The organism is Pseudomonas sp. GM84 (assembly GCF_000282535.1).
In the GTDB taxonomy this organism is placed as follows: domain Bacteria; phylum Pseudomonadota; class Gammaproteobacteria; order Pseudomonadales; family Pseudomonadaceae; genus Aquipseudomonas.
Genome location: NZ_AKJC01000119.1, coordinates 1 through 14312, shown reverse-complemented (window position 1 = coordinate 14312; position 14312 = coordinate 1). Strand labels below are relative to the sequence as shown.

The window sequence follows — 14312 nt, the reverse complement described above, 5'->3', positions numbered from 1 at the left end:
TGCCGGCGATGGGCTGCAAAGCAGCCCCAGTCTTACTTCTCTTCCTGAGTCGTAGCCGGCGCAGGCGGCGGCCGCAGCCCCACCTCGGCCACCAGCTTCAACTGCTGCCCATTGCGCATCACCTCGATGGTGATCTTCTCGTTGGGCTTGATCCGCGCCACCTGGTTCATCGACTTGCGCCCATCCCCGGCGGGCTCGCCGTTGATGCTCAGGATCACGTCACCCAGTTGCAACCCCGCCTTCTGCGCCGGCCCGTCGCGGAAAATCCCCGCCACCACGATACCTGGGCGCCCTTGCATGCCGAACGACTCGGCCAGCTCCTGGCTCAGCGGCTGCACCTCGATGCCCAACCAGCCACGGATCACCTGGCCGTGCTCGACGATCGACTTCATCACCTCCAGCGCCAGCTTCACCGGAATGGCGAAACCAATGCCCTGGGAGCCACCGGACTTGGAGAAGATCGCGGTGTTGATGCCTACCAGGTTGCCGTTGGCATCCACCAGCGCACCGCCGGAGTTGCCCGGGTTGATCGCAGCGTCGGTCTGGATGAAGTCTTCGTAGTTGTTCAGGCCCAGCTGGTTGCGGCCCGTGGCGCTGATGATGCCCATGGTCACGGTCTGGCCAACGCCGAAGGGGTTGCCGATGGCCAAGGTCACGTCGCCGATATGGATGCTGTCGGAGCGGCCAATGGTGATGGCGGGCAGGTTCTTCAGGTCGATCTTCAGCACCGCGAGGTCGGTCTCGGGGTCGCTGCCGATCACCCGGGCCAGGGTTTCGCGGCCATCCTTGAGCGCCACCACGATCTGGTCGGCACCGCTGGTGACGTGGTTGTTGGTCAGCAGGTAGCCCTCGGGGCTCATGATCACCGCCGAGCCCAGGCTCGACTCCCAGCGCCGCTGCTTGGGCAGGTTGTCACCGAAGAAGCGGCGGAACTGCGGGTCTTCGAACAGCGGGTGGGCGCTCTTGTTGACCACCTTGGTGGTGTACAGGTTGACCACCGCCGGCGCGGCCAGGGTCACGGCGTCGGCATAGGACACCGGGCCTTGCATGATCTTCGAGGTCTGCGGCGCCTGTTGCAGGTTGACGTCCTGGCTGGGCAGGCCGACCCATTGCGGGAAACGCTGGATGATCAGCATGGCAATCAGTATGCCGGTAAGCAGGGGCCAGCCAAAATAACGCAAAGCCTTGAACATGAACGAAATCCTGGAAAGAGCGGGGCGAGTGGTCGCGCGATGGGGCACGAACGCGCGCGATCATACACCGGTTCCCCCGATGCCGGCGACGGCCCATAATGGCGGGCATTATACGGGCGTTGTGTCCGAGAAAAGCGCAGATTTCGAGGAGATTTTCATGGCTGTCGCTCTGAACACCCTGGTCGAGGAAGCCGAGCGCTACCTGGGCAGCGCGAAGATCCACGATTATTGCCCCAATGGCCTGCAGGTCGAAGGCCGTCCGCAGGTCAGTCGCATCGTCAGCGGCGTCACTGCCAGCCAGGCGTTGCTGGATGCCGCGGTAGAGGCCGAGGCCGACCTGGTGCTGGTGCACCATGGTTACTTCTGGAAGGGCGAGAACCCGTGCGTCACCGGGATCAGGCAGCGTCGCCTGAAGACCCTGCTGAAGAACGATATCAGCCTGCTGGCCTTCCACCTGCCGTTGGATGTGCACCCGGAGGTGGGCAACAACGTGCAACTGGCGCGGCAGCTGGACATTACCGTCGAAGGGCCGCTGGACCCGGAGAACCCCAAGGTGGTGGGGCTGGTCGGCTCACTGGCCGAGCCGATGACCGCGCGTGACTTCGCCCGTCGCGTGCAGGAGGTGATGGGACGCGAACCGTTGCTGGTCGAAGGCGACCAGGTGGTCCGTCGGGTCGGCTGGTGCACCGGGGGCGGGCAGGGGTACATCGACACGGCGATCGCGGCTGGGGTGGACCTGTATCTCACGGGTGAAGCGTCCGAGCAGACTTATCACAGTGCCCGCGAGAACGGCGTCAGTTTCATTGCGGCCGGGCATCATGCTACCGAGCGCTATGGCGTGCAGGCGCTGGGTGACTACCTGGCACGGCGGTTCGCCCTGGAGCATCTGTTCATCGATTGCCCTAATCCGATCTGACCGTAAGGGCCTGATCGCCGGCAAGCCGGCTCCCACAGGTTTCACGCCTTGTAGAGAATCTGTGGGAGCCGGCTTGCCGGCGATGAGGCCGCAAAGCGGCCCCAATTGGGCCAAACCCCCAGTCATATCGTTAGACTTTTTCGATCTAGCCCGCCTCCTAAATAGAATCAGCTGCTGTGATAAAGTGGCTCGCTCGAACACGGCCCGCAGGCCGTCCATAAGATCGTTTTTCGTGAGTAGCCATGGTCGACAAACTGACGCACTTGAAACAGCTGGAGGCGGAGAGCATCCACATCATCCGCGAGGTGGCCGCCGAGTTCGACAACCCGGTGATGCTGTACTCGATCGGCAAGGACTCCGCCGTGATGCTGCACCTGGCGCGCAAGGCCTTCTTCCCGGGCAAGCTGCCGTTCCCGGTGATGCACGTCGACACCCAGTGGAAATTCCAGGAGATGTACAGCTTCCGCGACAAGATGGTCGAGGAAATGGGCCTGGAGCTGATCACCCACGTCAACCCCGAGGGTGTGGCGCAGGGCATCAACCCGTTCACCCATGGCAGCTCCAAGCACACCGACATCATGAAGACCCAGGGCCTCAAGCAGGCGCTGGACAAGCATGGTTTCGACGCCGCCTTCGGTGGCGCGCGCCGCGACGAAGAGAAGTCGCGGGCCAAGGAGCGGGTCTACTCGTTCCGTGACAGCAAGCACCGCTGGGACCCGAAGAACCAGCGCCCCGAGCTGTGGAACGTGTACAACGGCAAGGTCAACAAGGGCGAGTCGATCCGCGTGTTCCCGCTGTCCAACTGGACCGAGCTGGACATCTGGCAGTACATCTACCTCGAAGGCATCCCGATCGTCCCGCTGTACTTCGCCGCCGAGCGTGAAGTGATCGAGAAGAACGGCACCCTGATCATGATCGACGACGAGCGCATCCTCGAGCACCTCTCCGAGGAAGAGAAGGCGCGCATCGTCAAGAAGAAGGTGCGTTTCCGTACCCTCGGCTGCTACCCGCTGACGGGCGCTGTCGAGTCGGAAGCCGAAACGCTGACCGACATCATTCAGGAAATGCTCCTGACGCGCACTTCCGAGCGCCAGGGCCGAGTCATCGACCACGATGGCGCCGGTTCCATGGAAGACAAGAAACGTCAGGGCTACTTCTAATTTTCAGGGTTACTCCATGTCGCACCAATCCGATTTGATCAGCGAAGACATCCTCGCTTATCTGGCTCAGCACGAGCGTAAAGAACTGCTGCGTTTCCTCACCTGCGGCAACGTGGATGACGGCAAGAGCACCCTGATCGGGCGCCTGCTGCACGATTCGAAGATGATCTACGAGGACCACCTCGAAGCCATCACCCGCGACTCGAAGAAGTCCGGCACCACCGGCGAGGAAGTCGACCTGGCGCTGCTGGTCGACGGCCTGCAGGCCGAGCGTGAGCAGGGCATCACCATCGATGTGGCCTACCGCTACTTCTCGACCGCCAAGCGCAAGTTCATCATCGCCGACACCCCGGGCCACGAGCAGTACACCCGCAACATGGCTACCGGCGCCTCGACCTGCGACCTGGCGATCATCCTGGTCGATGCCCGCTACGGCGTGCAGACCCAGACCCGCCGGCACAGCTACATCGCCTCCTTGCTGGGCATCAAGCACATCGTCGTTGCGGTCAACAAGATGGACCTCAAGGGCTTCGACGAGCAGGTCTTCGAGTCGATCAAGGCTGACTACCTGAAGTTCGCCGAGGCCATCGACCTCAAGCCGTCGAGCCTGCACTTCGTGCCGATGTCGGCGCTCAAGGGCGACAACGTGGTCAACCGCAGCGAGCGTTCGCCGTGGTACACCGGCCCTGCACTGATGGAAATCCTGGAAACCGTCGAAGTGTCGGCCGACCGCAACGTCACCGACCTGCGTTTCCCGGTGCAGTACGTCAACCGCCCGAACCTGAACTTCCGCGGCTTCGCCGGCACCATCGCCAGCGGCGTAGTGCACAAGGGCGACGATATCGTGGTGCTGCCGTCGGGCAAGAGCAGCCGGGTCAAGTCCATCGTCACCTACGAAGGCGAGCTGGAAAACGCCGGCCCAGGCCAGGCGGTGACCCTGACCATGGAAGACGAGATCGACATCTCCCGTGGCGACCTGCTGGTGCATGCCGACAACGTCCCGCCGGTGACCGACCAGTTCGACGCCATGCTGGTGTGGATGGCCGAAGAGCCGATGCTGCCGGGCAAGAAATACGACATCAAGCGCGCCACCAGCTACGTGCCGGGCTCGATTGCCAGCATCACCCACAAGGTCGATGTGAACACCCTGGAGCAGGGCGCTGCCAGCGCACTGCAGCTGAACGAGATCGGCCGCGTCAAGGTTGCCCTGGACGCCTCGATCGCCCTGGACGGCTATGACAGCAACCGCACCACCGGTGCGTTCATCGTCATTGACCGCCTGACCAACGGCACCGTCGGCGCCGGCATGATCATCGCCCCGCCCGTATTGCCGCATGGCAGCACCGGCCAGCATGGCAAACTGGCCCACGTGGCCACCGAAGAACGCGCCCTGCGCTTTGGCCAGCAGCCGGCCACCGTGCTGTTCAGCGGCCTGTCTGGCGCCGGCAAGAGCACCCTGGCCTACGCCGTGGAGCGCAAGCTGTTCGACATGGGCCGTGCGGTCTACGTGCTCGATGGCCAGAACCTGCGTCATGACCTGAACAAGGGCCTGCCGCAGGACCGCGCTGGCCGCACCGAGAACTGGCGCCGCGCCGCCCATGTGGCGCGCCAGTTCAACGAAGCCGGCCTGCTGACCCTGGCTGCCTTCGTGGCCCCGGATGCCGAAGGCCGCGAGCAGGCCAAGGCACTGATCGGCAAGGAGCGTCTGGTGACTGTTTATGTACAGGCTTCCCCGCTGGCCTGCCGTGAGCGTGACCCACAGGGCCTGTACGCCGCCGGTGGTGACAACATCCCGGGTGAGAGCTTCCCGTTCGATGTGCCGCTGGATGCCGATCTGGTGATCGATACCCAGAACACCAGTGTCGAGGAAGGCGTGAAGCAGGTGCTGGATGTGCTGCGTCAGCGTGGCGCGATCTAAGCGCTGGTGCTGTATGAAAAACCCCGCTTCGGCGGGGTTTTTTGTGGGTGCTCGCCGCGATGTTTTTGGCGTTCATGAGATCGAGCGCCGCCCGCGCGGCGCGTTCGCGCTGATGCGTGGAGAAGCTGCCAAGAGGAGGTGTGAGCGACCTAGCTCTTCTTGGGTTCGAGGGATTTGAAGTGCTGGTCGTAGTCACTTTGTCTTTCGCACCCTTGTTTGTAAGGGTCCATGTCACAGCCGAATTTCAGGTCTTGTTGGTTAGGCAAAAGAAAGAATTTGCCATCGGCGCAGCCGGATAGAAGCAGTACCAACACCAGTAGAGTTTTTTTCATCGTACATCCTTGAACAGGGGCATTCCCTTCGACTTTCGCCAGGCCATGATACGTGCGATCACGTGCTCCGCGCAGCCTTCCTGCGGATTCCTTGGGTAATAGATCAGGTCCGATCCACCCGGGTGCTCGGCCATTTCTATGAAGTGTTCCAGCAAGCGATCTTGCCAGGCCGAGGTGCCAGCGGCTTTTAACAGTTCTTCCACTACGGCGTTGAATTCGGCGTAGGTGTATTCAGCCAGGCTGCGCTTTTTGCTGATCACCAGGTCACCTCCGATGACAGTGCGTACTGCAGGGCGCTCATCATCCGCAGGTTGTCCGCTTCGTACATCGCGCCACCGAATTCAGGCGGGTCGAGTTCTGCGCTCTCTGGCTTTAGGTCAAGGGTTTTTTGATCAAGCGGAAATGCTCTTGATAATCCATCATTCTTTCGCACCCCTGCTTGTAAGGGTCCAGGTCACACTTGAATGTAATGTCCTCTCTGTTGGGTAGTAGCAGTACTTTAGGCATGTCGCCGCTGCATCCAGATAGGATGAGGGTAATGGTTACTGCCATCTGTTTGACATGTTTTTTGGCATCGTGCATGGCTCCTCCATTTCTGTGTTTTTGATCGGGGGCTTCAATGTCGCGTTTGCTGGGGATTCGTCTTTGCGGCTGTTTGCTTCTGTATTTTCGATGTGCTGCCTAATGACTGTGTGGTTAGCGCAGAATTGCATGTATGGGTCCATGTCGCACTTGAACTGGCGACTACTGTCGTATTGATAGAGGCTTGGCTTTCCGCCGCAGCCGGCGAGCACTGCAGTCAGGATAAATATAAATTTCATGTCGAGCTTTCTCTGTGATGTGTTTTCAGGGTTGAGCAATCGGTGCTTGGATTTCCAAATTATTGACTGGTTTGAAATCAGAAAGTGGTGCTTAACCTGTAGGAGGTTTCTTTTTTTAGATCTTTGCGCGCTTCTAATGGTTTGGCGTGGGCTGGGGGCTGGTCAGAATTTATGTAATTTCTCGCAGTGATGGTTCCCTCGCCTTGTGTTTGAAGTCCCGCTAGTTTCTTTCTTGTGGATCTACTCAGGAGGTGAGTGATGACTGTTAAGTATCAGAAGTTTCTTAACTCTGGAGGTGTTGTTCTTCCTCCTAATCAAACAATGAGTGCAGGCGATTTCTTGGTTTCTCAAAACGGGCGGTTCGCGCTTCGTCTGCAAAGTGATGGTAATTTGGTTCTAGAGGAGGGCGGCGCTGTGGTGTGGGTTGCGAATGAAGCTCAACCATACAGTTCGACATTTTACCGTAAGAAAATGCGTGAGCCCCTTCAGTTTGTAGTAAGTAACTCAGGCTTCTTACATGATCCTGCCCGTCGCCGAATTTGGTCCGCTCAAAGCACGGAGACACTAGATAAACCTTACTGGTACAACAATTACCTCACGGTAACTGATGCCGGAAATATTCTTATCTATGACGGACGAAAAGGCGATGTTCGGTGGGCGCGCTTAGGTTTCGTACCGGGGCGATTGCCCCCGGTGCGAAAAATAGTAGCGCACGTTTACCCGCCGGAACCTGCGCCCCTCTGGGACTGGAAACATGACTATCCATAAATTTTGAGTTTCTGCAGATTTAAGTCGCCACGCTCCAAGCCTTCGCTGACTTCTCCGCACAAGGCTTGGAGATTTGGTGGGACTTGAAGTTTGGATGTGTCTGCTCGCGATGCGTTATCGCCAGCGTTTATTTAGATTTTTCAATCGTTGTGTGCCTTCGCCATTGGCTTCAAATATGCTTTTCCGAAACCGGTATCACTCGGCGCTCCTTAACCGCCTTGTAGGAAAAGCTCGAGTAGATCTCCTTCACTCCAGGCAAACGCTGCAGCACTTCCCGGGTGAATTCGCCAAAAGATTCCAGGTCTCGCGCCAGAATCTCCAGCAGAAAATCGTACCGGCCGGAGATGTTGTGGCAGGCGACGATTTCGGGAATCTCCATCAACCTCTGCTCGAACGCCAACGCCATGTCCTTGGTATGCGAATCCATCATGATGCTGACAAACGCCGTCACTCCAAACCCCAGCGACTTGGGCGAAAGAATCGCCTGATAACCGGTGATGTAGCCGTTGTCTTCAAGCAATTTGACCCGTCGCCAGCAAGGCGAGGTAGTCAGCGCAACCTGGTCGGCGAGTTCTGAAACGGTCAGGCGGGCGTTGTCCTGCAGGGCGGCGAGCAGGGCACGGTCGGTGCGGTCGAGGCTGGTAGGCATGGCTTGCCCTCCTGGTGAGCTTTTTATTGTTTTTGTTCCAATACACCCTCGATTGCGTGGGCAATTTTGGAAAAAATCAGGCAGCGCGTTGGCATAAGCTTAGAACAAACCACCAGAGGCTGTTGCCATGCGCGACTCCCATAACAACATCGGTTTTTCCACCCGAGCCATCCATCATGGCTACGATCCGCTGTCCCACGGTGGTGCGCTGGTTCCACCGGTCTACCAGACCGCAACCTATGCGTTCCCGACAGTTGAATATGGCGCTGCGTGCTTTGCCGGGGAGGAGGGTGGGCATTTCTACAGCCGTATCTCCAACCCGACCCTGGCGCTGCTGGAGCAGCGCATGGCGTCCCTTGAAGGCGGTGAGGCCGGGTTGGCCCTGGCGTCGGGCATGGGCGCCATCACGTCGACCTTGTGGACCTTGCTAAGGCCCGGTGATGAGCTGATCGTGGGCACCACACTGTACGGCTGTACCTTCGCCTTCCTGCACCATGGGATCGGCGAATTCGGCGTGAAAATCCGCCATGTCGACCTGAACGACAGCAAAGCGCTCAAGGCGGCGATCACCCGCAAGACCCGGATGATCTACTTCGAAACCCCGGCAAACCCCAACATGCAGTTGGTGGATATCGCAGCAGTGGCTGAAGCGGCGCGCGGGCATGACATTCACATCGTGGTGGATAACACCTACTGCACTCCCTACCTGCAACGGCCGCTGGAGCAGGGTGCTGATTTGGTGGTCCATTCGGCCACCAAGTACCTCAGCGGTCACGGTGATATCACTGCGGGGTTGGTGATCGGGCGCCGGGCGCTGATTGACCGGATCCGCCTGGAAGGCCTCAAGGACCTGACCGGCGCCGTGTTGTCGCCACACGATGCCTCGCTGTTGATGCGGGGCATCAAGACCCTGGCACTGCGCATGGATCGCCATTGTGCCAATGCCCAGCAAGTGGCGGAGTATCTGGCGCGCCAGCCGCAGGTCGAATTGATTCACTATCCGGGGCTGCCGACGTTCGGCCAGTATGCGCTGGCCCAGCGGCAGATGCGTTTGCCGGGCGGGATGATCGCTTTTGAACTCAAAGGCGGCATCGAGGCCGGTCGGCGATTCATGAATGCGTTGCAGCTCTTCGCCCGGGCGGTGAGTCTGGGGGATGCCGAATCGCTGGCACAGCATCCGGCGAGCATGACCCATTCGAGCTACACACCTGAAGAGCGTGCGCATCATGGGATTTCGGAGGGGTTGGTGCGGTTGTCGGTAGGCTTGGAGGACGTGGAGGATCTGCTGGCGGATGTTGAGCAGGCGTTGAAGGCTTGTCGCTGATTTGTCTGCGTCGGCCCTATCGCCGGCAAGCCGGCTCCCACATGTACAGCACCGCTCCCCCTGTGGGAGCCGGCTTGCCGGCGATGAGGACGGTGAATTTCACACAAGAAAAAGGCCTCTTTCGAGGCCTTGTTCATTTCAGCGAATCAACGCTTGAGCCCGTAGCTCTCATCGAGCATGCCCGGCGAGTTCGGTGTTTTCGGCGCATAGTCGCGCGGCACTTCGGCGGTGTCGCGTGGCGGCGTCAGGCGGTCACGTGGGCCCTGGGCCGATTCGGAGTGCAGGGCCGCCAGCAGGCGCTGACGGGTCACTTCATCCAGGGCCAGGCTGTTGGCGCCTTCGGCCAGGTGATCCTGCACATCCTGATAGCTCTGGGTCAGTTTCTTGACCAGCACGGCGGTGCTGTTGAAATGGGTGACCACTTCGTTCTGGTAGCTGTCGAAGCGTTTCTGAATGTCATCCAGTTGACGCTGGGTGCTGCTGGGCGCGGCGTTGGGCAGCAGGCGCGCCACGACGAAGCCGATGGCGACGCCAATGACCAGGGCCAGGGTTGGCAACAACCAAACAAGGAGCGAGAGTTCCACGAGTCCTTCCTCTATAAACGGCTTTGCTTTACGTTAACGGCTCAGACCTGCGCTGTATACCGCGAGCGATCGCAAATCAGAACAGAATTCCACACCTAGACGAATCGACCCCCTTCGAGGTCACGGAGTAGTGCCTTGCTTGTCCGCGAAACCCCCTTGTTCATCGATGGCCCCCAGGGCCAGCTGGAAGCCTTGTACCTGGACGTGGCCGACGCCCGCGGTGCGGTGCTGATCTGCCACCCGAACCCGGTCCAGGGCGGCACCATGCTCAACAAGGTGGTCTCGACCCTGCAGCGCACCGCGCGTGATGCCGGTTATGTGACCTTGCGCTTCAACTACCGCGGTGTCGGCCAGAGTGCCGGCAGCCATGACATGGGCGCTGGCGAAGTGGCCGATGCCGAAGCCGTCGCCGCCTGGCTGCGCGAGCAACACCCGCAGTTGCCGCTGGTACTGATGGGCTTCTCGTTCGGTGGCTTCGTCGCCACCAGTTTGGCCGGGCGCTTGGAAGGTGCCGGTGTGACGCTGCAGCACCTGTTCATGATTGCCCCGGCGGTGATGCGCCTGACCGCCGAGTTCCCGCTGCCGCAGCGCTGCCCGATCACCGTGGTCCAGCCTGACGCCGACGAAGTCGTGGCGCCGCAGCTGGTTTACGAATGGTCCGACACCCTGTCGCGTCCCCATGAGCTGCTGAAAGTGGCAGAATGCGGACACTTCTTCCATGGCAAGCTGACCGATCTGAAAGATCTGCTGCTGCCGCGCCTTTCGAATTGAGCCAAGCCTGAATAAGCGAACACCCATGACCACGCGCATTCTCACTGGTATCACCACCACCGGCACGCCACACCTGGGCAACTACGCGGGCGCCATCCGCCCGGCGATCGTCGCCAGCCAGCAACCCGGTGTCGACTCGTTCTACTTCCTGGCCGACTACCACGCCCTGATCAAGTGTGACGACCCGCTGCGCATCCAGCGCTCGCGCCTCGAAATCGCCGCTACCTGGCTGGCCGGTGGCCTGGACCCTGCGAAGGTGACCTTCTACCGCCAGTCCGACATCCCCGAGATCCCCGAACTGACCTGGCTGCTGACCTGCGTGGCCGCCAAGGGCCTGCTCAACCGTGCCCACGCCTACAAGGCCTCGGTGGACAAGAACGTCGAGAACGGCGAAGACCCGGATGCCGGCGTGACCATGGGCCTGTTCAGCTACCCGGTGCTGATGGCTGCCGACATCCTGATGTTCAACGCCAACAAGGTGCCGGTTGGCCGTGACCAGATCCAGCACGTGGAAATGGCGCGCGACATCGGTCAGCGCTTCAACCACCTGTTCGGCCAGGGCAAGGACTTCTTCGCCCTGCCGGAAGCGGTGATCGAGGAGAGCGTGGCGACCTTGCCGGGCCTGGACGGTCGCAAGATGTCCAAGAGCTACGACAACACCATCCCGCTGTTCACCAGCGCCAAGGACATGAAAGACGCCATTTCGCGCATCGTTACCGACTCGCGCGCACCCGGCGAAGCCAAGGACCCGGACAACGCACACCTGTTCACCCTGTTCCAGGCGTTCTCCACGCCAGCCCAGTGCGCCGAATTCCGTGACGAACTGCTGCAAGGTCTGGGTTGGGGGGAAGCCAAGCAGCGCCTGTTCCAGTTGCTCGATGGCCAGCTGGCCGAGAAGCGCGAGCACTATCACCAGCTGATTTCGCGCCCGGCAGACCTGGAAGACATTCTGCTGGCCGGCGCCGCCAAGGCCCGCAAGATCGCTACGCCGTTCCTCGAGCAGCTGCGCGAGGCCGTTGGCCTGCGTTCGTTCCGCAGCAGCGTGCAGGCCGGCACCGAAGTGAAGAAGAAAGCCGCCAAGAGCGCGCGCTTCGTCAGCTTCCGTGACGAGGACGGCAGCTTCCGCTTCCGCCTGCTGGCCGCCGACGGCGAGCAACTGCTGCTGTCGCGCAGCTTCGCCGACGGCAAGAGCGCCGGCGCCGTGAGCAAGCAGCTGCAGCAAGGTGGCGACGCCGATGTGCGCGTCGAAGGCTTGGGCTTCAGCCTGTGGCTGGACGGCGAGCAGGTTGCCGAAGGGCCGCAGTTCGAGGGCGCCGCCGCCCGTGATGCGGCGATCACCAGCCTGCGTGAGGCGCTTCAGCCACAACAAGACTGAGTGTGGGAGCGGGCTTGCCCCGCGAACACCGGCGTAGCCGGTGCCATGCAGCGGATTACTGCCTTCCATGAGGTATATTGACGCAAGTCGCATTGCCATTAAGCGGGCCTGTCGCTACAGTGACGGCCCGTTTTTTGTTGCCTCGCTAACGAAATCATGACGCCCCTAGAACGATATCAAGCAGATCTGAAACGTCCCGACTTCTTCCATGATGCGGCGCAGGAAACTGCAGTGCGTCACCTGCAGCGTCTGTACGACGACCTGGTCGCTGCGCAGAACAACAAGCCGGGCGTGTTCGGCAAGCTGTTCGGCAAGAAGGAGCTGACGCCGGTCAAGGGCCTGTACTTCTGGGGTGGGGTGGGCCGCGGCAAGACCTATCTGGTCGATACGTTCTTCGAGGCGCTACCGTTCAAGCAGAAGATGCGCACGCACTTCCACCGCTTCATGAAGCGCGTCCATGAGGAGATGAAGACCCTCAAGGGCGAGAAGAACCCGCTGACCATCATCGCCAAGCGCTTCAGCGAAGAGGCCAAGGTCATCTGCTTCGACGAGTTCTTCGTTTCCGACATCACCGATGCCATGATCCTCGGCACCCTGATGGAAGAGCTGTTCAAGAACGGCGTCTCGCTGGTGGCGACCTCCAACATCGTCCCGGACGGCCTGTACAAGGACGGCCTGCAGCGTGCGCGCTTCCTGCCGGCCATCGCCATGATCAAGCAGTTCACCGACGTGGTGAACGTCGACAGCGGCGTCGACTACCGTCTGCGCCACCTGGAGCAGGCCGAGCTGTTCCACTTCCCGCTCAACGAAGCGGCCGAGCAGAGCATGCGCGCGAGCTTCAAGGCGCTGACTCCGGAGTGCACTCAGGCGGTCGACAACGACGTGCTGATGATCGAGAACCGCCCGATCCACGCCCTGCGCACCTGTGACGACGTTGCCTGGTTCGACTTCCGCGCCCTGTGCGACGGGCCGCGCAGCCAGAACGACTACATCGAGCTGGGCAAGATCTTCCATGCCGTGCTGCTGAGCAACGTCGAGCAGATGAGCGTCACTACCGACGACATCGCCCGCCGCTTCATCAACATGGTGGACGAGTTCTACGATCGCAACGTCAAGCTGATCATTTCGGCTGAGGTAGAGCTGAAGGACTTGTACACCGGCGGGCGGCTGGCCTTCGAATTCCAGCGCACCCTGAGCCGGTTGCTGGAAATGCAGTCGCACGAGTTCCTGTCGCGCGCGCACAAGCCGTAAACCATTGGGGCCGCTTGGCGGCCCATCGCCGGCAAGCCGGCTCCCACGGGATTGGCGTCGCTGCTGAGGGACGCGATTCCTGTGGGAGCCAGCTTGCTGGCGATGGGCCGCCAAGCGGCCCTGGTGTTTTCAGGCTTCCTGCATGAACTGCTGCCGATACTGATTCGGCGACAACTCCGTATGCTGGCGGAACAACCGCGCAAAGAAGCTGGCATCGTCATAGCCCACTTCATAGCTGATGGTCTTGATGCTCTTGCGCGTGCTCGACAGCAGCCCCTTGGCCGTCTCGATACGCAACCGCTGCAGGTAATGCAACGGCTTGTCACCCGTGGCGCCCTGAAAGCGACGCATGAAGTTGCGGATGCTCATGCCATGGTTGCGGGCCACGTCCTCGAAGCGGAACTTGTCGGCGAAGTGCTCTTCCAGCCAGTGCTGAATCTGCAGGATGATCAGGTCCTGGTGCAGCTTCTGCCCGCCAAAGCCCATGCGCCCCGGGGTGTAGTTGCGCTGTACTTCGTAGAGGATGTCGCGGGCCACGGCGCGGGCCACGTTGGCCCCACAGAAACGCTCGATCAGATAGATGTACAGGTCGCAGGCCGAAGTGGTGCCGCCGGCGCAATACAGGTTGTCGGCATCGGTGAGGTGCTTGTCCTGGTTAAGCCGGATCTTCGGGAAGCGCTCGGCGAAGCTGGCGAAGAAGCGCCAGTAGGTGGTCGCCTCCTTGCCGTCGAGCAATCCCGCTTCGGCCAGCCAGAATACCCCGCTGGCCTCGGCGCACAGCACCGCGCCCTGGGCATGTTGCTTGCGCAGCCATGGCAGTACCTGGGGGTAGCGTTGTAGCAGGGTGTCGAAGTCCTCCCAAAAGGCCGGGAGAATGATCACGTCGGCATCGTCGAGGCCGCCGTCGACCGGTAGCTGCACGTTGCTGAAGCTATCCACCGGCTGGCCGTCCGGGCTCACCAGGCTGATGTCGAACATGGGCTGCAGGCCCAGGCCCAGCTGTTTGCTGTAGCGCAGGCTGGCGAGGTGGAAGAAATCCTTGGCCTGCATAAGGGTTGAAGCAAACACCTTGTCAATGGCCAGGATGCTGACGCGCCGCAGCGACGCCGGGGGTTGGGTAAACATCATTGTCATTGTTCTTATAGGGTAGAGTGGTCAATCACCGGCTGGATCGTCTTATTTTTTGGCGATTGTGTCTACCCCGCAACATTCGGCGCGAGCCTTGAACGTTGCGGCGTACCTGTGGGAGC

At 60.7% G+C, this 14312-nt stretch carries 14 protein-coding genes; 8 read left to right on the top strand and 6 right to left on the bottom strand.

From position 1 onward, the window contains the following. Positions 1 to 32: 32 nt before the first annotated feature. Complete coding sequence (gene algW / locus PMI38_RS10620; protein WP_008093658.1) at positions 33 to 1193, bottom strand: Do family serine endopeptidase AlgW; 1161 nt, start codon at positions 1191 to 1193, stop codon at positions 33 to 35. A gap of 157 nt (positions 1194 to 1350) precedes the next feature. Here algW and PMI38_RS10615 point away from each other — a divergent pair, with 157 nt between their 5' ends. From PMI38_RS10615 to cysN, 3 genes are all read left to right on the top strand, one after another. Beyond that, complete coding sequence (locus tag PMI38_RS10615) at positions 1351 to 2109, top strand: Nif3-like dinuclear metal center hexameric protein (RefSeq protein WP_008093656.1); 759 nt, start codon at positions 1351 to 1353, stop codon at positions 2107 to 2109. 242 nt (positions 2110 to 2351) lie between these two features. Then, positions 2352 to 3269 carry a sulfate adenylyltransferase subunit CysD gene (cysD, locus tag PMI38_RS10610; protein WP_003251799.1) on the top strand — a complete coding sequence of 306 codons (918 nt, stop codon included), beginning with the start codon at positions 2352 to 2354 and terminating at the stop codon, positions 3267 to 3269. Positions 3270 to 3285: 16 nt separating this feature from the next. After that, a complete protein-coding gene (gene cysN, locus PMI38_RS10605) occupies positions 3286 to 5187 on the top strand; it encodes a sulfate adenylyltransferase subunit CysN (RefSeq protein ID WP_008093644.1) in 1902 nt (633 codons plus the stop codon). Positions 5188 to 5515: 328 nt separating this feature from the next. Here the strand turns inward: cysN and PMI38_RS10595 are convergent, their stop codons facing one another. Beyond that, positions 5516 to 5779, bottom strand: a complete 264-nt coding sequence (locus tag PMI38_RS10595; RefSeq protein ID WP_008093640.1) for a bacteriocin immunity protein — start codon at positions 5777 to 5779, stop codon at positions 5516 to 5518. Positions 5780 to 5891: 112 nt separating this feature from the next. Then, entirely contained in the window at positions 5892 to 6101 is a 210-nt protein-coding gene (locus PMI38_RS10590) for a hypothetical protein (RefSeq protein ID WP_008093638.1), read from the bottom strand. A gap of 497 nt (positions 6102 to 6598) precedes the next feature. Here PMI38_RS10590 and PMI38_RS26555 point away from each other — a divergent pair, with 497 nt between their 5' ends. Further along, positions 6599 to 7108 carry a hypothetical protein gene (locus tag PMI38_RS26555; RefSeq protein WP_081502525.1) on the top strand — a complete coding sequence of 170 codons (510 nt, stop codon included), beginning with the start codon at positions 6599 to 6601 and terminating at the stop codon, positions 7106 to 7108. A gap of 169 nt (positions 7109 to 7277) precedes the next feature. Here the strand turns inward: PMI38_RS26555 and PMI38_RS10585 are convergent, their stop codons facing one another. Further along, on the bottom strand, positions 7278 to 7757 hold the full coding sequence (locus tag PMI38_RS10585) for an Lrp/AsnC family transcriptional regulator (protein ID WP_008093634.1): 480 nt from the start codon (positions 7755 to 7757) through the stop codon (positions 7278 to 7280). A 127-nt stretch (positions 7758 to 7884) separates the two neighbouring features. On the opposite strand from PMI38_RS10585, the gene PMI38_RS10580 reads away from it, so the two are divergent. Beyond that, complete coding sequence (locus PMI38_RS10580) at positions 7885 to 9081, top strand: methionine gamma-lyase (protein WP_008093632.1); 1197 nt, start codon at positions 7885 to 7887, stop codon at positions 9079 to 9081. A 146-nt stretch (positions 9082 to 9227) separates the two neighbouring features. On the opposite strand, the gene PMI38_RS10575 is transcribed toward PMI38_RS10580, so the two are convergent. Continuing rightward, positions 9228 to 9665, bottom strand: coding sequence for a YhcB family protein (locus tag PMI38_RS10575; RefSeq protein ID WP_008093630.1), 438 nt, complete (start codon positions 9663 to 9665; stop codon positions 9228 to 9230). Positions 9666 to 9800: 135 nt separating this feature from the next. Here PMI38_RS10575 and PMI38_RS10570 point away from each other — a divergent pair, with 135 nt between their 5' ends. From PMI38_RS10570 to zapE, 3 genes are all read left to right on the top strand, one after another. After that, positions 9801 to 10436: an alpha/beta hydrolase gene (locus PMI38_RS10570; protein ID WP_008093627.1), complete on the top strand. Its 636-nt coding sequence runs from the start codon at positions 9801 to 9803 to the stop codon at positions 10434 to 10436. 25 nt (positions 10437 to 10461) lie between these two features. Continuing rightward, entirely contained in the window at positions 10462 to 11811 is a 1350-nt protein-coding gene (locus tag PMI38_RS10565; protein ID WP_008093624.1) for a tryptophan--tRNA ligase, read from the top strand. 156 nt (positions 11812 to 11967) lie between these two features. Next, complete coding sequence (gene zapE, locus PMI38_RS10560) at positions 11968 to 13062, top strand: cell division protein ZapE (protein ID WP_043273393.1); 1095 nt, start codon at positions 11968 to 11970, stop codon at positions 13060 to 13062. Positions 13063 to 13191: 129 nt separating this feature from the next. Here zapE and PMI38_RS10555 read toward each other — a convergent pair whose 3' ends face one another. Next, positions 13192 to 14112 carry a GlxA family transcriptional regulator gene (locus tag PMI38_RS10555; RefSeq protein WP_177324906.1) on the bottom strand — a complete coding sequence of 307 codons (921 nt, stop codon included), beginning with the start codon at positions 14110 to 14112 and terminating at the stop codon, positions 13192 to 13194. Positions 14113 to 14312: the final 200 nt, after the last annotated feature.

What these genes read in the sequence shown, in the direction of transcription:
- zapE (WP_043273393.1), top strand. Translation starts at nt 11,968, where the DNA reads ATGACGCCCCTAGAACGATATCAAGCAGATCTGAAACGTCCCGACTTC.
- PMI38_RS10585 (WP_008093634.1), bottom strand. Translation starts at nt 7,757, where the DNA reads ATGCCTACCAGCCTCGACCGCACCGACCGTGCCCTGCTCGCCGCCCTG.
- PMI38_RS10590 (WP_008093638.1), bottom strand. Translation starts at nt 6,101, where the DNA reads ATGCACGATGCCAAAAAACATGTCAAACAGATGGCAGTAACCATTACC.
- PMI38_RS10580 (WP_008093632.1), top strand. Translation starts at nt 7,885, where the DNA reads ATGCGCGACTCCCATAACAACATCGGTTTTTCCACCCGAGCCATCCAT.
- cysN (WP_008093644.1), top strand. Translation starts at nt 3,286, where the DNA reads ATGTCGCACCAATCCGATTTGATCAGCGAAGACATCCTCGCTTATCTG.
- PMI38_RS10615 (WP_008093656.1), top strand. Translation starts at nt 1,351, where the DNA reads ATGGCTGTCGCTCTGAACACCCTGGTCGAGGAAGCCGAGCGCTACCTG.
- algW (WP_008093658.1), bottom strand. Translation starts at nt 1,193, where the DNA reads ATGTTCAAGGCTTTGCGTTATTTTGGCTGGCCCCTGCTTACCGGCATA.
- cysD (WP_003251799.1), top strand. Translation starts at nt 2,352, where the DNA reads ATGGTCGACAAACTGACGCACTTGAAACAGCTGGAGGCGGAGAGCATC.
- PMI38_RS10555 (WP_177324906.1), bottom strand. Translation starts at nt 14,112, where the DNA reads ATGCAGGCCAAGGATTTCTTCCACCTCGCCAGCCTGCGCTACAGCAAA.
- PMI38_RS10565 (WP_008093624.1), top strand. Translation starts at nt 10,462, where the DNA reads ATGACCACGCGCATTCTCACTGGTATCACCACCACCGGCACGCCACAC.
- PMI38_RS26555 (WP_081502525.1), top strand. Translation starts at nt 6,599, where the DNA reads ATGACTGTTAAGTATCAGAAGTTTCTTAACTCTGGAGGTGTTGTTCTT.